Raw genomic sequence first — 24,430 nt, 5'->3', positions numbered from 1 at the left:
TGGAGCCGCCCGTGAGTCAACTGTTCTCGCCCATTTCGCTCGGACCCCTTCAACTCGACAACCGCATCGCCATCGCGCCGATGTGCCAGTACTCGGCCGACGAAGGCCTGGCCACCGACTGGCACATGATCCACCTCGGCCACCTGGCGCTGTCCGGCGCAGCCATCCTGTTCCTCGAAGCGACCGCCGTGGTGCCGGAAGGGCGAATCTCGTCCCGGGACCTGGGCCTGTGGTCGGACGAGCACGCGGCTGCGCTGGCGCCGGTCGTCCAGAGCATCCGCCGCCATTCGCCGATCAAGCTGGCGATCCAGCTTGGCCACGCCGGCCGCAAGGCGTCGTCGGCGGTGCCGTGGGAGGGCGGGGCGAACATCGCGCCCGGCGACGGCGGCTGGCAGACGGTGGCGCCGTCGCCCGTTCCGCATGCGCAGGGCGAGAGTGTGCCGCACGAACTCGATGCGGCCGGAATGCAGCGCGTGATCGACGGCTTCGTTAGCGCGGCGAAGCGCAGCCACGCGCTCGGCTTCGACGCCATCGAGATCCATTCGGCGCACGGATATCTTCTGCACCAGTTCCTGTCGCCGCTGTCGAACAGGCGCCAGGACGATTACGGCGGCTCGCTGGCCAACCGCATGCGCTTTCCGCTCGAAGTGTTCCGCGCCGTGCGCGCTGCGGTGCCGCCGGAGATGACGGTGGGCGTGCGCATTTCGGCCTACGACTGGGTCGATGGCGGCTGGGACGTGGAGCAGAGCGTGGCCTACGCGCAGGCGCTGGAGCAGGCCGGCTGCCACTTCATGCACGTGTCGAGCGGCGGTGTGTCGCCGCATCAGAAGATCCCGGTCGGACCGGGCTACCAGATCGGATTCGCGGAGTGCATCAAGCGCGAGACCGGCATGCCGGTGATCGGCGTGGGCATGATCACCGAGCCGGTGCAGGCGGAGCAGATTTTGGTCAGCAAGCAGTGCGACATGGTGGCGCTGGCGCGCGCGATGCTGTTCAATCCGCGCTGGCCGTGGCACGCCGCCGCGGCGTTGGGCGCGCAGGTGCAGGCGCCGCCGCAGTACTGGCGCTCGCAGCCGCGCGAGTACAAGCAGCTGTTCGGCGAGACGAAGCTCGGCCAGCGCTGACGCGGGATTGTCGTACCAGCGCAGGCTGGTACCCATGCTGAGCGGGCAGAAAGGGGAAAGCACATTCACTATGGGTACCTGCCTTCGCAGGTACGACATTCTGGTTTTGCCGCCTATACCGCGATTCTTGCAGTTCGTCGCACGCCCGGTGCCGGCCGCCGGGGCGGCTGCTATCGTCTGGACACTACCAACAACAATACAAAGGTCCAAACCATGCGTTCATTGCTTACCGTCGGCTGCCTCATCGCCTTGTCCGGCTGCGCCGTCATCGTCACCGGCAACGACGATGTGCAAGTCAAATCCGTTTTCAGCAGCGACACCGTGACCGGCAACGGCGTGCTGGCGCATGACGTGCGCGCTGCGGGCAACGTCAGCGCCATCGATGTCAGCGGTCCGCTGGAAGTGAATGTGCGCGTCGGCGTGGCGCCGTCGCTGGAAGTCGATGCCGACAGCAACCTGCTGCCGATGATCCGCACCGAGGTGGTGGGCGGTGTGCTGCGCATGTGGGTGCAGGGCAGCGCGCGCAGCAACAACAGCATGCGCGTGACCTACACCGTGCCGTCGCTGAATTACGTGAACGCGAGCGGCTCGACCCGGCTGACCATCAGCGAACTGAATGGCGGGCCGCTGGACTTTTCCAAGAGCGGCAGCGGCGCCGTCAACCTGTCGGGCCGCGTCAGCCGCTTCGACCTGCGCCTGTCCGGGTCCGGTCACGTCAACGCGGCCGCCCTGAAAAGCGGCGACGCCAACATCAACCTGAGCGGCTCGTCGCGCACCACACTGGGCCAGGTGGAGGGCAATTCGCTCACCGCCCACGTCAGCGGTTCGGGCTCGCTGCAGGCCAGCGGCGCGGTCGCCTCGGTCAACGCGCACACCAGCGGCTCCGGCGGCATTAACCTGGCCGCCCTCGCCAGCGAACAGGCCGACCTGATCGCCAGCGGCTCGGGCGATATCACCGCCACGGTCAAGCGCAGCCTGCAGGCGCAGAGCAGCGGCTCCGGTCATATCACTGTCTATGGCAATCCGGCCCAGCGTTCGGTCACGGGCAAGAACGTGGCGGTGCTGAACTGAGTTGAGCGGCGCGGGGTCCTGGACGGCGGCCTCCTTTCGGTATCAAAGGGCCGCTGACCAACAGGAAAGTTTTTTATTGTAAAAGCAACTCTTTCTGATAAGATATTCCGCGGTTAAACGCCGACGGCCTGCCGGCGACAGGAATTTCAGGGAGAGTTGCAATGGGAATCAGGAACGCCGTGCTGGCGGCGATGGGCGGCATGCTGCTGTTGATTGGCGCGAGCGCGCATGCGGCATACATCGGGACCGATATCGGCTACTCCGGCCGCCAGGTCGCGGCCGACTTCCGCACCGTCAGCGGCACGGCCAGCGCCTTCGCCGGCGACGATGACTGGACGTCGTTCGTGCTGCCGTTCGCCTTCAATTTCTACGGCCGGGACTACGCCGCCGGCAGCGCCGCCTGGATCTCGGTGAATGGCCTGATGGGATTCGAGCCGGACAACGCCGGCGATTACTGCTGCAACGCGACCATGAGCTTCGGCGCACCGACCAGGACCATCCAGGCCGGCTGGTTCGACCTGTTCGGCACCGTGTACACGCAAACGAACGGTAGCGCGGGCAACCGGGAACTGGTGGTGACGTGGGACGGCAACGAGTATGACGATTCGGACGCGAACGGCGTGGGCGCGGCGAACCTGTTCCAGGCCATTCTGCACGAGGGCAGCAACGACATCGAGTTCCAGTACGCCACCCTGAACAACCTGCGGCACTACGCCAGCGTGGGCGGGATTCGCGGCGATGACGAGTCGATGGGCCTGAACTTCATCGATTTCTCGCAGAACGTCAGCCTGAACGACGTCGGCCTGATGCTCCACTTCGACCCGCTGGCCGTCGATGTGCCCGAACCTGGCTCCGCGCTGCTGCTGGCGCTCGGCATGGCCGGGCTGGCCGCGGCGCGCCGCACGAAGCGGCGCGCGGGCTGACGGAGCAGCTTACAGCAGGTGGTCCAGCAGGTCGGGACCGAACACTTCACGGTGCAGTCGCGCCGGCGGCACGCCGGCCTTGACCAGCGCCAGCCACTGCGCCTGCATGAACGGCAGCGGGCCGCACATGTAGACGTCGGTTTCGGCGCGCGGCCACGACGGCATGGCGTCGAGCGTCATCAGGCCTTGCAGCGCGTCGGTCGCGCCGTCGCGGTTTTCATAGAACGTCACCACCTGCAGGTTCGGCATGGCCGCCTTGGCCGCGGCGATGTCGCCGGCGTGCGCCTGGTGGGCGAGGTCGCGCGCGGCGTGGCCGAAGATCACATGGCGCTGCGGGTTGACCTGGGCGATGCGATTGAGCGCGCCGATCATCGGCGTGATGCCCACGCCTGCCGACAGCAGCACGACCGGCTCGTCCGACTCGGTGTCGATGGTGAACTCGCCGCACGGCGGCGACACCAGCAGCGTGCTGCCGGCGACGACGTTATCGTGGATCCAGTTCGATACTTCGCCCGCCGGCGTGGCCTGGCCGGCCGGCTCGCGCTTGACCGAGATGCGCAGGCTGTCGCCGGCCGCATCGGACAGGCTGTACTGGCGCAGCTGGCTGCGGCCGTCGCCGAAGTTGACGGTGACGCTGATGTACTGGCCGGCCTTGAACGCGGGCAGCGGGGCGCCGTCTTCGGCGACGAAGCGGATCGATTTGACCTGCGAGCCTTGCGGGGTCACTTCGGTCACGCGCATGGCGCGGGTCTGGCCCGGCTCGATTCCCACTTGCTCGTACATGTTCTTTTCCGCTTCGATGAACAGCTTGGCCAGCGAACCGTAGGCCTCGGCCCAGGCGGCGATCAGCTCGGGCGTGGCGGCATCGCCAAGAACATGGGCAATAGCGCCAAGCAGGTGCTGGCCGACGATCGGGTAGTGCTCCGCCCGGATGCCGACCGAGACGTGCTTGTGGACGATGCGGGTGACGACCGGGCCGAGCGCTTCCGGCGTGCCGATGTTGGCGGCATACGCGAACACGGCGGAAGCGAGCGACTGCTGCTGCGCGCCGCTGGCCTGGTTGCCCATGTTGAACAGGTTCGATAGCTCCGGGTGCGCGGCGAACATGCGCTTGTAGAATTCGGTGGTGATGGTCAGGCCATGCTCGCGCAGGACGGCGACACTGGCGTCGATGTAGGGACGGGATGCGGCGGAGATCATGAAATTCCTTTTGCTTATATCTGGTATCTAAAATGCATGTTATTGCCGGCAGCACGGGCGTAATTTGCCTGCTGCCGGCGCCATTCTACTATACATGCATCGATAATGCATCTTTAAATCCTGTGCTAAAAGATATGCGTAAGACAAAGCTATGGCCCTATAATCGTCAGGTTTTTGGCGTCCGGCATCCGCGGCGGCCAACATTATCCTGTAAAAACAAAGGACTACCGTGAACCTGACACTCGGCCAGAAGCTGATCCGCACCAAACCGACCGACCGCAAGGAGGCCGAGCACAGCCATGCGCCCGCCGCCGGCCGGCTGGGCCGCAGCATCGGCCTGTTTCCGCTGACGATGATCGGCGTGGGCGCGACCATCGGCACCGGGATTTTTTTCACGATGGTCGAAGCGGTGCCGAAGGCGGGGCCGTCGGTGGTGCTGTCGTTCCTGATGGCCGCGATCACCGCCGGCCTGACCGCGCTGTGCTACGCCGAGCTGTCGTTCCGGATTCCCGCGGCCGGCTCCTCGTACTCGTTCGCCTACGCCACGGTGGGCGAGTTCGCCGCTTTCATCATGGCGTTCTGCCTGCTGCTCGAATACGGGCTGGCGGCCAGCGCCACCGCGATCGGCTGGTCGGACTACCTGAACAACTTCCTGTCGAATGCGATCGGCTGGAAGATCCCCGAGGCGCTGCGCACGGCGATGGTGGCGTCCGGCCCGAATGGCGTCGAAATCCACAAGTGGCACATCAACCTGCCGCCGATCCTGCTGGTGGTGATGTGCGGGATCCTGCTGATTCGCGGCGCGCGCGAGTCGGCCACCGCCAACGCGGTCATGGTGATGATCAAGCTGGCGATCCTGATTTTCTTTGTCGCCATCGCCTTCTCCGGCTTCGACAGCGCCAACTTCCATCCCTTCTTCTACGAGGCCTCGGCCAAGACGCCGGGCGGCATCGCCGGCGTGACCGCGGCGGCGGCCACGGTGTTCTTCTCGTTCATCGGCCTCGATACGGTTGCCACGGCGGGCGAAGAAGTGCGCGACCCGACCCGCAATGTGCCGGTGGCGATTCTGTCGGCGCTGGCCATCGTCACGGTGTTCTACATGCTGGTGGCGGTGGCCGCGATCGGCGCCCAGCCGGCCCACCTGTTCGAAGGCCAGGAGGCGGGGCTGGCGGTGATCCTGCAAAACGTCACCGGCAAGGCGTGGCCGGCGCTGGTGCTGTCGGCCGGCGCGGTGATCTCGGTGTTCAGCGTGACGCTGGTGACGATCTACGGCCAGACCCGCATCCTGTACGCGATCAGCCGCGACGGCCTGATTCCGAAGACCTTCCAGAAAGTCCATCCGCGCACCCTGGCGCCGGTCGGGAACACCATCATCGTGTGCGTGGTGGTGGGCATCGTCGCCGGCCTGGTCGATGCGACCTTCTTGTGGGACATGGTCAGCATGGGCACGCTGACGGCGTTCATCGTGGTGTCGATCGCGGTGCCGGTATTGCGCAGCAAGGAAGGCGAGTCGGGCGTGAAGGGCTTCCGCGTGCCGTTCGGGCCGTACCTGGTGCCGGCGCTGAGCATTGCCGCCTGCCTGTACCTGATGTGGGGACTGTCGATGACGACCTACCGGGTGTTCGCGATCTGGATGACGGTGGCGGTGCTGACCTACTTCTTCTACGGGATGCGCAATTCGCGCTTGAACAAAGTCGCCGCATGATCGGGCGGGGACTCGGCGTCCCCGTCGCTCCTGCGGACCTGACCCCATCTTGAAAAAGCCACGCGGCGATTGCTAGCGTGGCTTTTTTTTAAGCCGCGGCCCAAGGTCTGGGGTCAGGTCCGCCGGACCTGACCCCGTGTTTGTCCGCGGCCGATGCCGATAGCCGCACCAAAAAAAAATCCACGCAGCCTCGCGGTGCGTGGATTCTTCAAATGGGGGCAGGTCCGCGGGACCAGACCCCCTGCTGCGGGCGCTTACTCGACGCCCATTTCCTTCAGCAGGTTGTCGGCGTGGTCCACGTGCTTCATGTTCCACAAGATGTAGCGCACGTCGACCTGGATGTCGCGCGTGTTGGCCTTGTTGAAGTCCCAGTCGGAGATGATCGAGTCGAGCGTGCCGTCGAACGCCAGGCCGATGAACTCGCCCTTGCTGTTCAATGCAGCCGAACCCGAATTGCCGCCGGTGATGTCCAGCGTAGCCAGGTAGTTGACCGGAACGGTCTTCAGCTTCGGATCGACAAACTTGCCGAAGTCCTTGGCGCGGATCGCCGCCAGCTGCGGTTCAGGCGCGTTGAACTCGCCTTCGCCGGTCGCCTTGGCAACCACACCCTTGACCGTGGTGAACGCGGTCCACGAACCGGTGCCGTCGGCGCCGTGGTCGCGGCCGGCGATCTTGCCGAAGGTGACGCGCAGCGTGCCGTTGGCGTCCGGATAAACCGCTTGGCCCTTGCTGTTCATGTAGGCGATCTTGGCCTTCATGTAGTTGGCGTACGCTTCCTGGATCTTGCCACCGAGTTCCTCGTCTTCCGCTTCACGCTTCAAGCCGCCTTCGTACATCGCGACCGCAGCCTTGATGAACGGGTCGTTGCTGGCCTTGAATTCGGCCGGCGACTTCTTCAGCCATGCGGTGCGCTGCGCGGTGTCGCCCAGCGTGGTGCCGGCGTACATGCGGTCGAGCAGGGCGGACAGGTCCGATGCGCTCATGCCGTCCTTGATGCCCATCGCGGCGTCGAAGTTGGCGTCGCGCGATGCGGCAGGCTGCGCGACATACTTGGTCAGGCTGTTCATGACCAGCGCCTTGTCAACCTTGGCGTCGTAGGTGCGATCGAGGCCGCCGATGCTCGACTGGAAGCGCTTGAGGTCGCGTTCCTGGTAGCCCGACTTGCGCTCGGTGTCCGGCTTGGCGCTTTCGTTGGCCAGGCGGTACATCGAACGCGCTGCCGACAGCAGGCGCGGCGACGACGACATCAGGTAGTAGTCGCGCTTCATCTGCGCATCGCGCTCGGCGATCAGTTGCTCGACCTTCTCGATGTCGGCGCCGTATTCCTTCTGGCGTGCCGGATTGGCGTTGACCCATGCCTTCAGGTCCGCGTGCTCCTTGGTTTTACGCGCCAGGAAATCGCTGCCTTCATAGCTGGTCAGCATGCCCTTGCGGTTCTTGTAGTAGTTGTTGACGTTGGCGACCTGGCCGGCGTACTTCAGCTTGGCCGCAGGATCGTTCTTGGTCTCGCGCTCGATGATCGCCAGCGTTTCGGCCGAGGTCTTGATGAAGGCCGGGTAGCTCCAGCCGAAGGTGGACGCCACTTCCGACGGCAGGCGGTGACGGTTGGTGCGGCCAGGGTAGCCCAGCGCCATGATGAAATCGCCTTCCTTGACGCCTTCCTTGGCGATCTTCAGGAAGTGCTTCGGCACGTAAGGCACGTTGTCCTTCGAGTAGTCGGCGGCCTTGCCGTCCTTGCTGACGTAGGCGCGGTAGAAGCCGTAGTCGCCGGTGTGGCGCGGCCACATCCAGTTGTCGGTGTCGCCGCCGAACTTGCCCACGCCGGCCGGCGGCGCGTGCACCAGGCGCACGTCGCGGATTTCCAGTTGCTTGAGCAGGTAGAACTCGAGGCCGCCGTAGTAGCTGGCCACGGTGCAGCGGTGTCCCGGATCCTTTTCGCATTCGGCGACGATGTTCTTCTCGTTCTTTTCGATGCCGTCGATGCGCGCCTTGCCCGAGAGCTTGGCGACTTCAGGGGTGATGACCTGGCTGCTGACGTTGGTCACTCCCTCGGTGACGAAGACGCGGCTGCCCGGCGCGGCCGGCAGTTCTTCGGCGAAGCTCTTGGCCAGGAAGCCGTTGGCCAGCAGGTCGCGCTGCGGCGTCGAGTTGACGGCCACGCTGTTGTAGACGCAGTGGTGGTTGGTCGCGATCAGGCCTTGCGGCGAGACGAACGACGCCGAGCAGCCGCCCAGGCTGACGATCGCGCCCATCGGGAATTCGGTCAGCTTGGTCAGGGTGGCGGGATCGAGCTTGAGGCCGGCGGCCTTGAGTTGCTTGGCTACTTGTGGCAGCTGCTGCGGCATCCACATGCCTTCGTCGGCGTACGCGGCGGAGGTGCTCAGGATGGCGAGCGTCAGGAGGGTTTTCTTCATGCGCGGTGGTCTCTCTAGAGTGATCGAACTGCTCCGGATCGTTGCCGGAGCGTTCAAGAGTATCCTTACCGCCTACCCAATAGTCAACCTGAATTTTCGAGGGTGTCGTACCTGCGAAGGCAGGTACCCATGTTGAGCATATTCAGCATGGGCACCTGCCTCCGCAGGTGCGACAGCATCCGTATTTACAGCTGCGCCCCAATCAGCGACGCCACCTTGCCCATCGCCTTTTCCTTCCACGGCCGGTTCTCCCACGCCGCGTAGGTGATCGGCTTGGCCTTGGCCCAGTCGGCGTCGAATACCTTCTGCTGCGACGCCGCGAACGCATGGTCGAACACGTTCAGGTTCGCTTCGTCGTTCAGGCTGAACGAGCGGTTGTCGAAGTTGGTCGAGCCGACCGACACCAGCAGGCCGTCCACCACCAGGCATTTGACGTGGAACATGGTCGGCTGGTACTCGGCCATCTTGATCCCTGCCTGCAGCAGCGGTCCCCACTGCTCGCGCGAGGCCGAGCGCACCACGTCCGAATCGATGATCGGGCCCGGCGTGATGATCTGGATCTTGACGCCGCGCTTGGCCGCGGCCAGCAGCGCCTTGATGGTCAGCTCGTCCGGCACGAAGTAGGCGTTCGACAGCTGGATCGAGTGGTGCGCCGCGGTGATCGCCATCAGGTACATCAGGTGCATGCTCTCGCTGCCGCCGGTCGGCGAGCTGGAGAACATCTGCGCCGGGTGCGTGCCTTTCGGTTCGAGCTGCGGGAAGTAGGCGTCGCCGTCGAGCACGCGGCCGGTGGACTTGGTCCAGTTGTCGGTGAAGACGGCCTGGATCTGGCCGACCACCGGGCCTTCGACGCGGAAGTGGGTGTCGCGCCAATGGTCGGCGTCCTGCGCCTTGCCGCGCCACTTGTCGGCGATGCCCACGCCGCCGGTAAAGCCCACCTTGCCGTCGACCACCAGCAGCTTGCGGTGGGTGCGGTTGTTCAGGCGGGTCAGCTTCCACCATACGGGCTTGTGATAGCGCTGCAGCTGCACGCCGGCCGCCTTCATCGCGTCGGCCGAGGCCTGGTCCATCTTGATGCTGCCGATGAAGTCGAGCAGCACGTGCACCTTGACGCCGGCCTTGGCGCGCTCGATCAGCGCGTCGGAAAATTCTTTGCCGATCGTCTCGGACCAGTAGATATAGGTTTCGAACGTGATGGTGCGCTCGGCGTGCTTGATCGCGTCGAGCATGGCCGGGAAGATCTCGTCGCCGTTGAGCAGCACCTCGACCTTATTGCCTTCGACGATGGGCGGTCCCAGCAGCACGCTCATCGAGCGGCGGAACTGCGGGTCTTCCAGGTCGTATTTCCTGGTCAGCTGATGCTCGATCTTCTTTTCGCTCGGCATGAGGTTGAGCGCCAGGAAGCCGGCAATCAGGGTAACGACGCAGGAGACGAGGGCAATGACCACGGGCTTGGTTCTCATTCGATTAGTGTCCGAAAAATAAAAAACCAACGCCGAAGCGTTGGTTATTTGGGGTGGTGCATATTAACGAGTCCGGCCGCGGCGGAACAGGTTCACGATGGCCAGCAGGATGACGGCGCCCAGGAACGACACCAGCAGGGAAGTGACGCTGAAGTCGTCCGAATTGATGGTCCCGGTACCAAACAGCGGGGACAGCAACCAGCCACCCAGGAAGGATCCGACGATACCGACGACGACGTTGAGGATCATGCCTTGCTCGGCGTCCGTTTTCATGACAAGGCTTGCAAGCCAACCCAAGATGCCGCCGACGACGATCCAGATGATGAATAACATGGTGATTCTCCTTAAGTTGAATTTAGCCCGAGACCATTGAATATCGCTGGCCTTGTTAAAAAGTCTAGTCTCCGGAAATCGCTTGGTCGGTGCGGCAACGAACGTAGCGGCGACGATTTGAAAATGTCAAAAAAACATGCCGCATGGAATGTCGCGTGCTGGGTGCGTCAACGAACAGAGCGGTTCGTCGCACGGCCTTAATGTTGCAGCACTGGCAATTAACTTCCAAGTGTTTTTTGCGGGACCCCACCGATAATTCGAAAGGAAATACGACATGAGCAACTACGATCCAACCGCTAAGAATTCCCGTATGGTCACCGGCCTTTTCCGCGATCGCGACAGCGCCGAGCGCGCCTATTCCTCGCTGGCCGACCGCGGCTACAACAAGGACGACGTCACGCTGATGATGTCGGACGACACCCGCAAGACCCATTTCGCCGACACCGACACTGAGCTGGGCAGCAAGGCTGCCGAAGGCGCGGGCATCGGCGCCGGCATCGGCGGCACCATCGGCGCCGTGCTGGCCGGCATCGCTGCCGTCGGCACCACGCTGGTCCTGCCAGGCATCGGCCTGGTCGTGGCCGGCCCAATCGCAGCGGCACTGGCTGGCGCCGGCGCCGGCGGCGTGGCGGGCGGCCTGGTTGGCGCGCTGATCGGCGCCGGCATTCCGGAAGAGCGCGTGGTGCACTATGAAGAGGGCATCAAGAACGGCGGCATCCTGATGGGCGTGACCCCACGTTCGGACGAAGACGCAGCGCACATCGAGCGCAGCTGGACCGAAAACGCCGGTGAGCACATCATCGGTACCGGCGTTGGCGCCGCTGGCGGCGCTGCCACCGGCGCGGCGATCGGCTCGGTCGCCGGTCCTGTCGGCACCCTGGCTGGCGCGGCAATCGGCGGCATCGCCGGCGGCATGGCTGGCAAGGGCGCGGCGGAAGTCGTCAATCCGAAGGCTGGCGACGACCTGGCCGAGCACCACTTCGCCAAAGGCGTCGGCGCTGGCAGCGGTGCCGCGATGGGTGCGGCCGCTGGCGCGGTCGGCGGCCCGATCGGCATGGCGGCCGGTGCGGCCATCGGTGGTATCGCCGGCGGCCTGGCTGGTCGCGGCGCGGCTGAAGTAGCCAATCCAAAAGCTGGCGATGACCTGGCCGACCACGGCCTGGCCAAAGGTGTCGGCGCTGGCGCAGGCGCTGCAACCGGCGCGGCCATCGGCGCGGTCGGCGGCCCTGTCGGCATGGCCGCTGGTGCTGCCATCGGCGGTATCGCGGGCGGCCTGGCTGGCCGCGGCGCGGGCGAAGTGGCCAATCCGAAGGCCGGCGACGATCTCGGTGACCATGGCCTGGCCAAGGGCGTAGGCGCGGGCGCCGGTGCGGCAACCGGCGCGGCGATCGGCGCGGTCGGCGGTCCTGTCGGCATGGCTGCTGGCGCGGCAATCGGCGCGCTGGCTGGCGGCGCTGCAGGTCACGCGGCTGCCACCGTGGTCAATCCGGCGGCGGAAGACACCTACTGGCGCGATTCGTACACCAAGGCGCCATACTACTCGTCGCAGTACTCCTACGACGACTACGGTCCGGCCTACGCGCTGGGCTACAACAGCCGCGGCCGTTACATCGGCCAGAGCTTCGACAGCGTCGAAAACGACCTGGCGCAGGACTGGAACTCGGTCAAGGGTGCATCGCGCCTGTCGTGGAACGAAGCCAAGTCGGCGACCCGCGCTGCGTGGGACAAGGTCGAGCGCGCCATTCCTGGCGACTCGGATCACGACGGCCGTTGAGTCAACACCTGGGTCTGACCCGCAGTTCGGGTCAGACCCTTGGCTTCCGCTCAATTGAAAAAGCCTCGCTTCGGCGAGGCTTTTTTGCGTGGGTCTGTCCCGCTGTAAGGGCCGGACCCTGCTGTTGACCTTAGTTGGCCTTGATCGCTTCGATCTGGATCGCCAGCTTCACTTCCGGCGAGAACGTCGGGGTGCCAAAGCCGATGCCGAAGTCGGCGCGGCTGAACTGGCCCGACGCATCGGCGCCGCACCATTCGCGCTTGAGGCGCGGGTGCTGGATGCACTTGAACTTGTTGATCGTCAGCGTCACCGGCTTGGTCACGCCATGCAGCGTCAGCTCGCCGTTGATCGCCGCCGGCACGTCGCCCTTGAAGACGATCGAATTGGACTTGTAGGTCGCGGTCGGGAATTTCTCGACGTCGAACATGTCGGCGGTCTTGGCGTGCTTGTTCAGGCCTTCGATGCCGAAATCGAGCGAGTTGGCGTCGATCGTGATGTCCACCGCGCCGGTCTTGGCCGCCCGGTCGAGCGCGACGGTGCCGCTGGTCTTGTTGAACTTGCCGCGGAAGACGGACATGCCGGCGTGGTCGGCCTCGAAGCTCGGGAAGGTGTGGCTCGGGTCGATGTTGTAGGTGTCGGCGGCGAAGGCCGACGCGGCGCTGGCCGCGAGCAGGGCAACGATCAGGTGCTTGATTTTCATGCGGTTTCCTTTGTGTGAAAAAGTGGTTACTGCGCCGCGATGACGCGGAATTTGATGACGACTTCGTCGGCCACCATGCTGGTGTCCTTCCACTCGCCTTCGCCGATGTTGAACGCCAGCCGCTTGATCGGCAGCGTTCCCTCGAATACCTGCTTGCCGCCTTCGGCCTTGACGCTCAGGGGGAAGCTCACGTCCTGGGTCTTGCCCTTGATCGCCAGTTTGCCGGCGACGGTCAGCTTGCCGGCGCCGGCCGGCTTGATCGACGAGGAGGTGAAGTTCGCTTTCGGGAACTGGGCCGAATTGAACCAGTCCTTCTTCGCCACTTCCTTGTTCATGTCGGCGTCGCCCAGGTCCAGGCTGGCCGTTTCGATATCCACGCTGGCCTTCGCGCTTTCCGGTTTGGCGGCGTCGTAGTCGATCTGCGCGCTGAACTTCTTGAATTTCGCTTCGACCGGCACGTTCATCTGCTTGAACACGGCGGCCACGGTGCTGTGGGCGACATCGGTCTTGAGCGGGATGGCGCCGGCGGCCAGTGCGACGCCGAGCAGGGCGGCGGCGATCAGGGATTTCTTGTTCATCTTGGTCTCCTAGAAAATCAGGGAAGCATACGTTTCATGACGCCGTCGCGGTCGATGAAGGCATGCTTGAGCGCGGCGGCGATGTGCAGGCCGACCGCGCCGGCCAGGCCCATGGTCAGCCAGTAGTGTACTTCCTTCAACAGCGGCTTCAATTCGGGGTTGGCGTCGATCAGCACAGGCAGCGGCAACACGCCGAAATATACCACCGGCACGCCGGCCGCCAGGGTGTAAAAGTAGCCCGACAGCGGCACGGCGAACATCAGCACGTAGAGCAGCAGGTGCAGGTGGTGCGCGGCCTGCTGTTCCCAGCGCTTCATGCTGTCCGGATAGGCGGGGGCGGTGTTGGCCAGGCGCCACAGCAGACGCAGGGTCGCCAGCAGCAGCACGGTGACGCCGGCCCATTTGTGCCAGGAAAAATATTTAAGCTTGGTCGGGGTGATGCCGGGGATGTCGGTCATTACCAGGCCGAGCGTGAAGGCGCCGATGATCAGCAGGGCGATCAGCCAGTGAAACAGGATGGCGGGACGGGTGTAGCGCTGCATCGGCAGGTCCAATTAGTACGTGTTAGGACTAATAGTACCGCAATTTGGAAGTGGATGTGTGCAGGCAAGAAAATGGGGTCAGGTCCGCAGGACCAGACCCCGATGCTGCCGAAGTCCGGGGTCTGGTCCCGCGGACCTGACCCCATGTTGATCAGATCTCTGCAGCCAGCTTGGCCGCGATGCCGATGTAATTGGCCGGCGTCATCTGCAGCAGCAAGTCTTTCGCTTCCTGCGGCACCGCCAGGGTCAGGATGAACTCGCGCAGCGCGTCTTTCGAAATGCCCTTGCCGCGCGTCAGTTCCTTGAGCTGCTCGTACGGGTTCTCCACGCCGTAGCGGCGCATCACCGTCTGCACCGGCTCGGCCAGCACTTCCCAGTTGGCGTCCAGGTCCTGCTCCAGGCGCGCCGCATTCACTTCCAGCTTGTTCAGCCCGCGCAGGCAGCTGTCGTAGGCCAGCAGCGCGTAGCCGAAACCGACGCCGATGTTGCGCAGCACGGTCGAATCGGTCAGGTCGCGCTGCATGCGCGATACCGGCAGCTTCTCGGACAGGTGCTTGAGCATGGCGTTGGCCAGGCCCAGGTTGCCTTCGGAGTTTTCGAAGTCGATCGGGTTGACCTTGTGCGGCATGGTCGAGGAGCCGATCTCGCCGGCCTTCAGGCGCTGCTTGAAGTAGCCCAGCGACACGTAGGTCCAGATGTCGCGGTTCAGGTCGAGCAGGATGGTGTTGGCGCGCGCGATGGCGTCGAACATCTCGGCCATGTAGTCGTGCGGCTCGATCTGGATGGTGTACGGGTTGAAGGTCAGGCCGAGGCGCTGCTCGATCACGTCCTTCGAGAACGCCGGCCAGTCGAACTGCGGATAGGCCGACAGGTGGGCGTTGTAGTTGCCGACGGCGCCGTTCATCTTGCCGAGGATTTCGACCGCGGCGATGCGCTTGACGGCGCGATCGAGACGGGCGACGACGTTGGCGAATTCCTTGCCAAGCGTGGTCGGGCTGGCGGTCTGGCCGTGGGTGCGCGAGAGCATCGGCAGCGCGGCGTTGGCGTGGGCGATCTCGCGCAGCTTGTCGATCACCGACTGCAGCGCGGGCACGATGACGCCGTCGCGCGCGGCCTTGAGCATCATGCCGTGCGAGGTGTTGTTGATGTCTTCCGAGGTGCAGGCGAAGTGAATGAACTCGGTGGCCGCGACCAGTTCCGGCACGTCCTTGACCTGTTCCTTCAGCCAGTACTCGACCGCCTTGACGTCATGGTTGGTGACCGCTTCGATCTCCTTGATGCGCGCCGCGTGGGCTTCCGTGAAGTCGGCCGCCATCTTGTCGAGCAGCGCGTTGGCCTCTTTCGAGAACGGCTTGATCTCGGCGAAGCCGGCCTGCGACAGCGCCTGCAGCCACGCGATTTCGACCTTCACGCGATGGTGCATGAAGCCGGCTTCGGACAGGATCGGACGCAGCTTGTCGGTCTTGGCGGCGTAGCGGCCGTCGAGCGGAGACAGGGCGGACAGGGTGGAGTACGGGGCGGTGGAGGTCATGGCGGAAGGGGCTGGGCAAAACAGCGATTTTACCACCGGGCGCCCGGCGCCGCCGATGTTGCGGCCATACCGAATTCGCGCCGCGGGCCCGCCATCGGGCGTCTTGCCGATGCTATACTGGCCTCCAATCATTTACAAAAAGTGCCCATGAAACTCATCGGATCGGTTACCAGTCCCTATGTCCGCAAGGTGCGTGTCGTCCTGGCGGAAAAGAAGCTCGATTACTCGTTCGAATTGGAAAACGTCTGGGCCTCCGAGACCACCATCCACCTGGCCAACCCGCTCGGCAAGGTGCCTTGCCTGGTGATGGAAGACGGCCGCCCGATGTACGACTCGCGCGTCATCGCCGAATACCTCGATACGCTCACGCCCGTGTGCAAGCTGCTGCCGCCGAACGGCCGCGATCGCGCCGACGTCAAGGTGTGGGAAGCGCTGGCCGACGGCGTGCTTGACGCCGCAGTGCTGGTGCGCCTCGAGAAGACGCTGCGCCCGGCCGAGCAGCAAAGCGCCGACTGGATCGCGCGCCAGATGGGCAAGGTCCACGCCGGCCTGTCGGTGATGTCGGCCGAGCTGGGCGAGTCGCCTTTCTGCAAGGGCAACCATTACACGCTGGCCGATGTCGCCGTCGGCTGCTGCCTGGGCTGGCTGCAGTTCCGCTTCCCCGAAATCGGCTGGCGCGGCGACTACCCGAACCTCGCGCGGCTGTTCGACAAGCTGTCCGAGCGCGCCTCGTTCAAAGAATCCGTGCCGCAGTGATCCCCGTCCTCAAGCAGGAGGGCGCGCGCACCATCGTGGTGTTCGGCGAAGCGCTGGTCGACGACTTCGTCACCGAGCAGCAGGTCGGCGGGGCGCCTTTCAACGTGGCGCGCAACCTGGCGGCCTTCATGGAGCCGCAGCTGATGATCACCCGCATCGGCGACGACCATAACGGCGCGGTGGTGCGCGGCGAGTTCGAGCGCTTCGCCATGTCCGAGGCCGGCCTGCAGCTCGACCGCATGGAAGAAACCGGCCGCGTGCTGGCCGAGCGCCGCCCCGACGGCCACCGCTTCGTGATCCTGCCGAAGCAGGCTTACGATTTCATCGACCCGGTCCATGCGCTGGAAGCGCTGGCCGGCGTGGCGCCGGCGGCCTTCTATTTCGGCACGCTGGCGCAGCGCGCGCCGCGCTCGCGCGACACCCTGCACCAGCTGCTGGACGGCGCCAGCGCGACGCGCTTTCTCGACCTGAACCTGCGCGAAGGCCAGATCGACCGCGGCTGCGTGACCGAATCGCTGAAGGCGGCCGACATCGTCAAGGTCAACGAGGAAGAGCTGCAGGCGCTGTTCGAGTGGTTCTTCCAGATCGCGCCGGCCACCACGCTCGCCACCAGCGAGGTGCATGCCGCGTGCCGCGCGCTGCTCGACATGTTCGAACTCGAAGCGCTGATCGTCACGCTGGGCCATCGCGGCTCGGTGTATTTCGGCGCCGACGACGCGCTGATCGTCAACCGCGACAACCCGGCGCCGCCGTTCGTTATCGACACGGTGGGCGCGGGCGATGCGTTCTCGGCGATCTTCCTGCTGGGGCGCGCGCGCGGCTGGCCGCTCGAGCTGACGCTGGCGCGCGCCAACGAATTCGCCGGCGCCATCTGCGCGGTGTCGGGCGCGGTACCGCGCGACATCGGCTTCTACGACAAGTGGGTGGCGCGCTGGCGCTAGGCCGTTTTGGCGCGGCTCGCAAGGATCGGGGTCTGGTCCTGCGGACCTGACCCCATGTTGAAAAATGTCGACGACCTCGAACTCACACGATGTTTTCGGTGACCGAAAAATCAAAATGGGGTCAGGTCCGCAGGACCAGACCCCGACTTCGCGCTACTTTGCCGGCGGCCACGCCATGCGCATGACCCGGAACGATTTATTCTTGGCCGCCAGGTCCTTGTCCTTGCACTTCATCGCGCCGACGGCTTCGTCGCCATCGTCGCTGAGCATCACCAGTTCCTTGCTGTCCGGGTCGAAGAACAGCGCCTCGGGGCGAAAGCTGCCCTGGTCGAGATCGTGCACCTTCTTTGGCGCCGCGCCGCCCGAGCCGCTCCAGCGATACAGTGCAAACGCCGGCTTGACGGAGCTGTCTTTCGCTTCGCCGCGCGGACCGGCGACGATCAGGTAGTCGCTGCCGACCCGCTCGAAGCTGCGGATGCCGCGCCCGCCCAGGTCCAGCCGGATCAGCGCGCCGAACTTCGGCTTGACCTTGCCCTTGCCCGCGATGAGCTCGGCCGGATTGGCCAGCGGCACCACCAGCGCCATCTTGCCCGGCTGCGGGCTGCGAAATCCGATGAGCAGTGCGCCGTCCGGCGTGGCGGCCAGGCCCTCGATGTTGAGGCCTTCCTTCGGCGGCGCGTCCTCGGGGCCGAACTTGCTGGCTTCGGCCAGCACGGCAAATCCGGGTGCCGCGACCAGGTCTGCCAGCAGGGATTCATAGGGCGGTTCGGGCGCCAGCTGGACGGTCGCCGCATTGCCCGCGCCGGCCAGCGTCGTGGCGAACAGGCGCTGGCGGTGCGGGTCCACCGAGCCGTCCTTGCCCTTGCGGGCGTGCGAGCTGATCCAGTAGATGCGGTCGCCGATGACCGCGGCGCCTTCAATGTCGCCCTCGTGATTCTTGTCCGTCCCCTTGCGGTTGTGCAGGTAGTCGATCAGGTCCAGCGATCCGACCGGCGCGCTGGCCGATTTCTGATAGATGCGCAGCACGTCGAGTTCATCGTCGGCGACGACAAAGCGGCCGTAGCCGAGCGCCACCGCGGCCGAGGCGTCGCACATGCCGGTGTAGCGTTCTTCGGCATGGGCGGCGATCGCGGTGCAGGCGATGGCGGCGGCAATCAGGGTGGAAGGCAAGCGGGTCATCGTGCGCTCCTCAAGGAAGGGAATAGGTCAGATCCGCAGGACCAGACCGCCGGCTCTGTCGGCGCCGCCAACCGGAAGGCGGGGTCTGGTCCCGCGGACCTGACCCCATCTTCGCTTACAGTTTAAGCGACATCGCCCGGAACGCTTTTTGCGCCGCCGGCAATTGCTTGCATTTGCGCCCGCCGATTTCTTCGTCGCCGTCGTCGCTGAGCAACACAATCTCATCTGCGATCGGATCGAGAAACAGCGCCTCCGGCCGAAAGCTTCCCGCGTCCAGGCTTTGCACCAGCTTCGGCGCCGGCCCGCCCAGCCCGGTCCACCGATACAGCGCGAAGCGCGGCGTCGCCGTGCTGGCCGACGCCTCGCCGCTGGGGCCGGCCACGATCAGGTAGTCGTCGCCCACCAGTTCGACGCTGCGAAAGCCGCGCGCGCCCAGGTCGAGCCGGATCAGGTCGCCGAACTCCGGCCTGGCGGCGCCTTCAATGACAGCGGCGGGGTTAAGCAGCGGAATGGCTAGCGCCATGCCCTTCGGCAGCGGATTGCGAAAGCCGATCAGCAGGCCGCCGGCGCGCGTGGCGGCGAGCCCTTCGATGTTCAGGCCGCCCTCGGCCTCGGGATTGCGTGCGCTCGCTTCGCGCAGTTCGGCGAAGCGCGGATCGGCCAGCATGTCGGCCAGCAGCGCTTCATACGGGGGAGTGGGGGCGGGCAGCAGCGTCGGCGCCGGCGTTGCGGCGATGATGTCGGTGGCGAAGAAGCGCCAGCGGTGCGGCGCCAGCGCGCCATCCTTGCCCTTGCGCGCGTGCGAACTGATCCAGTAGATGCGCGTGCCGATCAGGGCCGAGCCTTCGATGTCGGCTTCGTCGCGCTTGCCGTCGGCACGGCGGTTCTGCAGATAGTCGCCAAGATCGAGCGCGCTTACTGGCTCGGGCGCGCCGCGGCGGTAGATGCGCAATACGTCCAGCTCGTCGTCGGCCACGGCGAAGTGGCCTTGCCCGATCGCGACCGCCGCGGAGGCGTCGCACAAGCCGGCGTAGCGCTCGATCATGGGCTTACTCGCCCATCTGGCTCTGCAGGTAGTTCTGGATGCCGATCTTGGCGATCAGGTCGAGCTGGGTTTCCAGCCACTCGATGTGCTCTTCGGTGTCCTGCAGGATGCCCACGAACAGCTCGCGCGAGACGAAGTCGCCGGCCTTTTCGCACTCCGCCACGCCTTCCTTGACGGTGACCTGGGCGGCGCGCTCGAGCTGCAGGTCGCAGTTGAGCATTTCCTCGGTGTTCTCGCCGATCAGCAGCTTGTGCAGGGCCTGCAGGTTGGGCAGTCCGTCGAGCATCAGGATGCGGTCGATCAGCTTGTCGGCGTGCTTCATTTCGCCGATCGACTCGTCGTATTCCTTCTTGCCCAGCTTTTCCAGGCCCCAGTGGCGGTACATGCGCGCATGCAGGAAATACTGATTCACCGCAGTCAGCTCGTTGGTCAGCTGCGCGTTGAGCAGACGGATGATGTTCGGATCGCCCTTCATGGAGTGCTTTCGTGTGGTGAGATTAAGAACATCATAGCAAACCACGAACCCGGCACGGATGAATTGTGCGCCGCTTAGCCGCCCAGCTTGAAGTTGAGCGGGACCACCACGTACACGGCGACCGGGCGGCCGTCTTCGAGGTGCGGCTTGAACTGGGCGCGCAGGGCGGCTTGGCGTCCGGCTTCGTCGAGCCGGGCGAAGCCGGACGACGTCTGCACCTGCACCTGCTCGGGCAGGCCGGTTTCTCCGACCAGGATGCGCAGCACGACCCGGCCTTGTTCGCCCAGGCGGCGCGAGACCGCAGGGTAGTCGGGCTGGGGCGGCCTGATGTATTCGACGCCGGACGTGATCGTGCGCGGCGTGGCTGGCGGCGCGGGAGCGGCGGCGGAGGGAGCGGACGCTGCGCCCACGCCAGGGCCGGCCGGCGCAGCCACGGCGCCCGCGGCGGCAACAGGTGCGGCCGGGCTGGCCGGCGGCTGGGCAGGCGCGATATCGATGACGGTGGTGGGTACGGTGACCTCGGGCGGCTCGATCGCCTGCACTTCGGCCGGCGGCACCACCTCGGGCTCGGGCGGCGGGGGCGGCGTGGCGGCCAGCAGGCTGACGAACACTTCGGCCGGCGCCGCATCGTGGGCCACCCGATGCAGCAGGCCGCTGTAGATTCCATACAACACCAGCGCGTGGACGGCGGCGATCAGGAACAGGGGAGTGAACTGGCCGCGCAGGCGGCCGATCGCGGCGCCCGGGGCGCCGATGGGAGGGTAGGGCGAGAAGCTATGCGCGCCCACCGGTGTCAGGCAACCTGGCTAGGGCGAAACGACAGTTCGGTAACGGTGGTGGTCGTGCTGGTACGTTCGACGTGCTCGTTGAACACCTGTTCGGCGTAGTCGGCGCACTTGCCGCAGCAGGTAGCCACGCCCAGGTCGCTGCGCAGCTCGTCCATGGAGGACAGGCCAAGGTCCACCGCCTGGCGGATTTCACGGTCGGAGATGTTGTTGCAGACACAAACGATCATTCTTGCACCTTCTGAAGAGTGGACATTTCGGCAGTTGGCGATTTGTCCAGAATGAGAATCATTATCATTACGATTGAGAGTTTGTCCTAACTCGTCGGCCAACGCAAGCCTTTTTTTTGAGCAAACGCAGGCCCGGCGCGGAAATTACCGGCTGACGCTGCCTGTTTTTGTTGCAGCCGCGTGCAATTGATCAGCACAGTGGTAGAATCGTAAATAGAAATAATTCGCATTACCGTTTATGATGCTAGTATCTGCTTCATCCACCGACCAAAGCTCATCATGACCTTAGCTTCGACACTGACCACACTCGACACCCTCGCCGCGGGGCAGGGCGGCACCGTGATCCACCTCGCGCCGACGAACGGGGACGTGGACGTGTCGCGCCGCTTGATGGAACTCGGTTTCGTGCCGGGCGAGCGGATCCGCATGCTGCGCCGCGGCCTGCAGGGCGGTCCGCTGGCGATCAAGGTCGGCCAGTCGACCTTCGCGCTGCGCCGTTTCGAAGCGGCGCTGGTATCGGTCAAGCCGGAGTAAGCATGGGTGCTGTCGAACGGCGGGTCCAGGCCGACCCGCGCACGCCGCTGATCGCCCTGCTGGGCAATCCCAACTGCGGCAAGACTGCCTTGTTCAACCGCCTGACCGGCGCGCGCCAGAAAGTGGCCAACTACGCCGGCGTCACCATCGAACGCAAGGAAGGCAGCTTCGTCTCGCCTGCCGGTCGTCCCATCCGCCTGCTCGACCTGCCCGGCGCCTACAGCCTGTCGGCCCAGACGCCCGACGAAGCGATCACGCGCGATGTCGTGGCCGGCCTGCGCGCCGGCGAACAGGCGCCCGACGCCATCGTCTGCGTCGTCAACGCCACCAACCTGCGCCTGAACCTGCGCCTGGTCCTCGAGATCAAGCGGCTCGGCCTGCCGATGGTGCTGGCCCTGAACATGGTCGACGTCGCGCAAAAACGCGGCATCACCATCGACGCCGACAAGCTGTCCGAGGAACTCGGCATGCCGGTGGTGGAAACGGTCGCGGTGCAAAGCGGCGGCGAAAAGTCGCTGCTGCGCGCGCTCGACCTGCTGCCCCACGACGCGCCGCGCGCGGCCAATCCGCTGTCGGCGATCGACGCGGTGTCGGTGGAGGACACCCAGCGCGAAGTGCGCCGCATCCTCGACGCCTGCACCAGCCACGCCAACGATACCGGCAACCTGTCGGAGAAGATCGACCAGTTCGTGCTGCATCCCGTGCTCGGCCCGCTCCTGCTGGCGGCGCTGATGTTCCTGGTGTTCCAGGCGGTGTTCAGCTGGGCTACGCCGCCGATGGACATGATCAAGGCCGGCGTGGACAACGTCGGCCAGTGGATCGGCGGGCACATGGCCGACGGCATGCTGAAAAGCCTGCTGGTCGAGGGCATCCTGGGCGGCGTCGGCAGCGTGCTGGTGTTCCTGCCGCAGATCCTGATCCTGTTCTTCTTCATCCTCGCGCTGGAGGACTGCGGCTACCTGCCGCGCGCCGCCTTCCTGCTCGACCGCCTGATGGGCGGCGTGGGGCTGTCGGGACGCGCCTTCATCCCGCTGCTGTCCAGCTTTGCCTGCGCCATCCCCGGCATCATGGCCGCGCGCACGATCCAGAATCCGCGCGACCGCCTGGTGACGATCATGATCGCCCCCCTGATGACCTGCTCGGCGCGGCTGCCGGTGTACGCGCTGATCATCGCCGCCTTCATCCCGAACCGCGAGGTCGGCGGCATCGTCAGCCTTCAAGGTCTGGTGCTGTTCGTCCTTTATTTCGCCGGCATCGTCAGCGCGATGGCGGTGGCGTGGGTGTTCAAGCGCAGCATGGGCGGCAGCGGCCAGCAGCCGCTGATGCTCGAGCTGCCTAGCTACCACTGGCCTCACCTGCAGAACCTGGCGCTGGGCCTGTGGGAGCGCGCGAAAATATTTTTGTCCCGAGTAGGGACGATTATCCTGACCCTGATGGTGCTGGTGTGGTTCCTTTCCAGCTTCCCCGGCGCGCCGGAAGGCGCCACCCATCCGGCCATCTACTACAGCATCGCCGGCATGATCGGCCGCGGCATGTCGGTGATTTTCGAGCCGATCGGCTTCGGCTGGCAGATATGCATCGCTCTGGTGCCTGGCATGGCCGCGCGCGAAGTGGCGGTCGGCGCGCTCGGCACCGTGTACGCGCTGTCGCAAAGCGGCGAAGCGCTGGCCAGTTCGCTCACGCCGATCATCGCGCAATCGTGGACCATGGCCACCGCGCTGTCGCTGCTGGCGTGGTACGTGTTTGCGCCGCAGTGCCTGTCCACGCTGTCGGTGGTGCGGCGCGAGACCGGCGGCATCCGCTGGCCGCTCATCATGGCGGGGTACATGTTCTCGCTGGCGTACGTGGCGTCGTTCATTACCTACCGCGTCGCGCTGGCGCTGGGGAGCTGACATGGTCCAGAACCTGGTCGTCGCGCTGATCGTCGGGTTTGCCGCCCTGTACGTGGCGCGCAAGTACCTGCCGGCCAGCTGGCGCACGAAGCTGGTGTATCTGCTGACGAAGCGCGGCGCCAGCCAGTCGAAGGTGGCAAGCTGGCTCAATACCGAGTCGAGCTGCGGCAGCGGCTGCGACACGTGCAAGGCGTGCGAAGAGCCGAAAGAGCACGTCATCAAAATCGTCCGTAGATAAGCACCTTCAGCATGGGTTCCTGCCTTCGCAGGAACGACGGCGGTAGATTTATCGTTCCTGCGAAGGCAGGAACCCATACTGAGCGTGCTCAATCGAGCGGCGTCAGCTTCCCCTCCGGATCCAGCCCAAGTTTCTCGATCAGCCTGCGCGCATCGAACGGCGCGCGCACCTTCACGTCGTTGTCGAAGTAACAGAACACATCGCGGCTCGCGCGCTTTGGCGGCGCTTTTGACGACACCAGGTGCGCATCCTCCGGTTGCCCGCCCGTGGACCAAGCGCCGATCCTCTCCGCCCAACGGTCCAGTGCCTTCTCGGTGTAGCCGCTTGCATACAGCTCCTTGTCGCCATGCAGCCGCAGGTAGATGAAGTCCGCGGTCACATCCTCGATATACGGCCACTTGCCGGCGGTATCGGCCACCACCACCGCCACCTTGTACTTGCGCAGCAGCGCGATGAAGGCCTCGTCGATGAAGCTCTCGTGGCGGATCTCGATCGCGTGGCGCAGCTTGCGCTTCTTGCCGACCTCCAGCGCGGTCCGCCCGTTCATGCGCGCCTCGTGTTTTAGCGCCAGCTCCAGCCCCGCATCGGTATCGTGCGGCAGCAGGCTGAGGAAATGCTCCATCGTCTCGGGATCGAAATGGAAGTTGGGCGGGAACTGCCATAGGAAGGGGCCGAGCTTTTCGCCCAGCTTGAACACGCCGGACGCCAGCACGTTGGCCAGCGGCCCGTCGATGTTCTTGAGGCGCAGGATGTGCGTCAGGAAGCGGTTGCCCTTGACGCTGAAGACGAAGCCGGGCGGCGTTTCGTCATGCCAGGCGGCGTAGCTTTCCGGCCGCTGCAGGGAGTAGAACGAGCCATTGAGTTCGATCGAGGACACCGCGCGCGAGGCGAATTCGAGCTCGCGGTGCTGGGCCAGGCCATCGGGATAGAACGTGCCGCGCCACGGCGGGTAGCGCCAGCCCGACATCCCGATGTAGATCTTGCCCATCCATCCATT

General features: G+C 65.1%; 24 protein-coding genes. 10 read left to right on the top strand and 14 right to left on the bottom strand.

Annotated elements, in window-relative coordinates; genetic code table 11:
- The first annotated feature begins 11 nt into the window (after window positions 1-11).
- From Q4S45_RS18660 to Q4S45_RS18650, 3 genes are all read left to right on the top strand, one after another.
- On the top strand, window positions 12-1,124 hold the full coding sequence (locus Q4S45_RS18660) for an NADH:flavin oxidoreductase/NADH oxidase (protein ID WP_305506883.1): 1,113 nt from the start codon (window positions 12-14) through the stop codon (window positions 1,122-1,124).
- A 213-nt stretch (window positions 1,125-1,337) separates the two neighbouring features.
- Complete coding sequence (locus tag Q4S45_RS18655) at window positions 1,338-2,195, top strand: head GIN domain-containing protein (protein WP_305506881.1); 858 nt, start codon at window positions 1,338-1,340, stop codon at window positions 2,193-2,195.
- Between the two features lie 161 nt (window positions 2,196-2,356).
- Complete coding sequence (locus tag Q4S45_RS18650; protein ID WP_305506879.1) at window positions 2,357-3,118, top strand: PEP-CTERM sorting domain-containing protein; 762 nt, start codon at window positions 2,357-2,359, stop codon at window positions 3,116-3,118.
- 9 nt (window positions 3,119-3,127) lie between these two features.
- Here the strand turns inward: Q4S45_RS18650 and Q4S45_RS18645 are convergent, their stop codons facing one another.
- Window positions 3,128-4,318: a globin domain-containing protein gene (locus tag Q4S45_RS18645; protein ID WP_305506877.1), complete on the bottom strand. Its 1,191-nt coding sequence runs from the start codon at window positions 4,316-4,318 to the stop codon at window positions 3,128-3,130.
- 229 nt (window positions 4,319-4,547) lie between these two features.
- Here Q4S45_RS18645 and Q4S45_RS18640 point away from each other — a divergent pair, with 229 nt between their 5' ends.
- On the top strand, window positions 4,548-6,023 hold the full coding sequence (locus Q4S45_RS18640) for an amino acid permease (protein WP_305506875.1): 1,476 nt from the start codon (window positions 4,548-4,550) through the stop codon (window positions 6,021-6,023).
- A gap of 254 nt (window positions 6,024-6,277) precedes the next feature.
- Here the strand turns inward: Q4S45_RS18640 and Q4S45_RS18635 are convergent, their stop codons facing one another.
- The 3 genes from Q4S45_RS18635 to Q4S45_RS18625 all read right to left on the bottom strand — a co-directional run bounded on the left by Q4S45_RS18635 (window position 6,278) and on the right by Q4S45_RS18625 (window position 10,233).
- A complete protein-coding gene (locus tag Q4S45_RS18635; protein WP_305506873.1) occupies window positions 6,278-8,437 on the bottom strand; it encodes a S46 family peptidase in 2,160 nt (719 codons plus the stop codon).
- Window positions 8,438-8,622: 185 nt separating this feature from the next.
- The gene (locus tag Q4S45_RS18630; protein WP_305506871.1) at window positions 8,623-9,900 is read right to left on the bottom strand and encodes a phosphatidylserine/phosphatidylglycerophosphate/cardiolipin synthase family protein; all 1,278 of its coding nucleotides are present in this window, start codon (window positions 9,898-9,900) and stop codon (window positions 8,623-8,625) included.
- Between the two features lie 63 nt (window positions 9,901-9,963).
- The gene (locus tag Q4S45_RS18625) at window positions 9,964-10,233 is read right to left on the bottom strand and encodes a GlsB/YeaQ/YmgE family stress response membrane protein (RefSeq protein ID WP_305506869.1); all 270 of its coding nucleotides are present in this window, start codon (window positions 10,231-10,233) and stop codon (window positions 9,964-9,966) included.
- A gap of 274 nt (window positions 10,234-10,507) precedes the next feature.
- On the opposite strand from Q4S45_RS18625, the gene Q4S45_RS18620 reads away from it, so the two are divergent.
- Window positions 10,508-12,007 (top strand): hypothetical protein, encoded by a 1,500-nt coding sequence (locus Q4S45_RS18620; RefSeq protein WP_305506867.1) that lies wholly within the window; start codon window positions 10,508-10,510, stop codon window positions 12,005-12,007.
- A gap of 130 nt (window positions 12,008-12,137) precedes the next feature.
- Here the strand turns inward: Q4S45_RS18620 and Q4S45_RS18615 are convergent, their stop codons facing one another.
- The 4 genes from Q4S45_RS18615 to purB form a co-directional block, all read right to left on the bottom strand.
- A complete protein-coding gene (locus Q4S45_RS18615; protein ID WP_305506860.1) occupies window positions 12,138-12,707 on the bottom strand; it encodes a YceI family protein in 570 nt (189 codons plus the stop codon).
- A 26-nt stretch (window positions 12,708-12,733) separates the two neighbouring features.
- A complete protein-coding gene (locus Q4S45_RS18610) occupies window positions 12,734-13,285 on the bottom strand; it encodes a YceI family protein (RefSeq protein WP_305506858.1) in 552 nt (183 codons plus the stop codon).
- 17 nt (window positions 13,286-13,302) lie between these two features.
- The gene (locus tag Q4S45_RS18605; protein ID WP_305506856.1) at window positions 13,303-13,827 is read right to left on the bottom strand and encodes a cytochrome b; all 525 of its coding nucleotides are present in this window, start codon (window positions 13,825-13,827) and stop codon (window positions 13,303-13,305) included.
- 151 nt (window positions 13,828-13,978) lie between these two features.
- On the bottom strand, window positions 13,979-15,358 hold the full coding sequence (gene purB / locus Q4S45_RS18600) for an adenylosuccinate lyase (protein ID WP_305506854.1): 1,380 nt from the start codon (window positions 15,356-15,358) through the stop codon (window positions 13,979-13,981).
- Window positions 15,359-15,505: 147 nt separating this feature from the next.
- Here purB and Q4S45_RS18595 point away from each other — a divergent pair, with 147 nt between their 5' ends.
- Entirely contained in the window at window positions 15,506-16,114 is a 609-nt protein-coding gene (locus Q4S45_RS18595; protein ID WP_305506852.1) for a glutathione S-transferase N-terminal domain-containing protein, read from the top strand.
- Complete coding sequence (locus Q4S45_RS18590) at window positions 16,111-17,055, top strand: PfkB family carbohydrate kinase (RefSeq protein WP_305506850.1); 945 nt, start codon at window positions 16,111-16,113, stop codon at window positions 17,053-17,055. The genes Q4S45_RS18595 and Q4S45_RS18590 overlap by 4 nt, the downstream gene beginning before the upstream one ends.
- 153 nt (window positions 17,056-17,208) lie before the next feature.
- Here the strand turns inward: Q4S45_RS18590 and Q4S45_RS18585 are convergent, their stop codons facing one another.
- From Q4S45_RS18585 to Q4S45_RS18565, 5 genes are all read right to left on the bottom strand, one after another.
- On the bottom strand, window positions 17,209-18,234 hold the full coding sequence (locus Q4S45_RS18585) for a DUF3616 domain-containing protein (RefSeq protein WP_305506848.1): 1,026 nt from the start codon (window positions 18,232-18,234) through the stop codon (window positions 17,209-17,211).
- A gap of 115 nt (window positions 18,235-18,349) precedes the next feature.
- Entirely contained in the window at window positions 18,350-19,279 is a 930-nt protein-coding gene (locus Q4S45_RS18580; RefSeq protein ID WP_305506846.1) for a DUF3616 domain-containing protein, read from the bottom strand.
- A gap of 4 nt (window positions 19,280-19,283) precedes the next feature.
- Window positions 19,284-19,754: a bacterioferritin gene (bfr, locus tag Q4S45_RS18575; RefSeq protein WP_305506844.1), complete on the bottom strand. Its 471-nt coding sequence runs from the start codon at window positions 19,752-19,754 to the stop codon at window positions 19,284-19,286.
- Window positions 19,755-19,828: 74 nt separating this feature from the next.
- The gene (locus Q4S45_RS18570; RefSeq protein ID WP_305506842.1) at window positions 19,829-20,542 is read right to left on the bottom strand and encodes an energy transducer TonB; all 714 of its coding nucleotides are present in this window, start codon (window positions 20,540-20,542) and stop codon (window positions 19,829-19,831) included.
- A gap of 5 nt (window positions 20,543-20,547) precedes the next feature.
- Entirely contained in the window at window positions 20,548-20,769 is a 222-nt protein-coding gene (locus Q4S45_RS18565) for a bacterioferritin-associated ferredoxin (RefSeq protein WP_305506841.1), read from the bottom strand.
- A 279-nt stretch (window positions 20,770-21,048) separates the two neighbouring features.
- Between Q4S45_RS18565 and Q4S45_RS18560 the strand changes: the two genes are divergently transcribed.
- From Q4S45_RS18560 to Q4S45_RS18550, 3 genes are read left to right on the top strand one after another with little or no spacing between them, the layout of a single operon-like run.
- Window positions 21,049-21,303 (top strand): ferrous iron transport protein A, encoded by a 255-nt coding sequence (locus tag Q4S45_RS18560; protein WP_305506840.1) that lies wholly within the window; start codon window positions 21,049-21,051, stop codon window positions 21,301-21,303.
- 2 nt (window positions 21,304-21,305) lie between these two features.
- Window positions 21,306-23,195 carry a ferrous iron transporter B gene (locus Q4S45_RS18555; protein WP_305506838.1) on the top strand — a complete coding sequence of 630 codons (1,890 nt, stop codon included), beginning with the start codon at window positions 21,306-21,308 and terminating at the stop codon, window positions 23,193-23,195.
- Between the two features lies 1 nt (window position 23,196).
- Window positions 23,197-23,433, top strand: a complete 237-nt coding sequence (locus Q4S45_RS18550; protein WP_305506836.1) for a DUF6587 family protein — start codon at window positions 23,197-23,199, stop codon at window positions 23,431-23,433.
- 88 nt (window positions 23,434-23,521) lie between these two features.
- Here Q4S45_RS18550 and Q4S45_RS18545 read toward each other — a convergent pair whose 3' ends face one another.
- Window positions 23,522-24,421: a DUF72 domain-containing protein gene (locus Q4S45_RS18545; protein ID WP_305506834.1), complete on the bottom strand. Its 900-nt coding sequence runs from the start codon at window positions 24,419-24,421 to the stop codon at window positions 23,522-23,524.
- Window positions 24,422-24,430 lie beyond the last annotated feature (9 nt).

The sequence above is a fragment of the Massilia sp. R2A-15 genome (genome assembly GCF_030704305.1).
Lineage (GTDB): Bacteria > Pseudomonadota > Gammaproteobacteria > Burkholderiales > Burkholderiaceae_D > JAFCUW01.
This window is presented reverse-complemented; position numbering and strand designations above follow the sequence as displayed.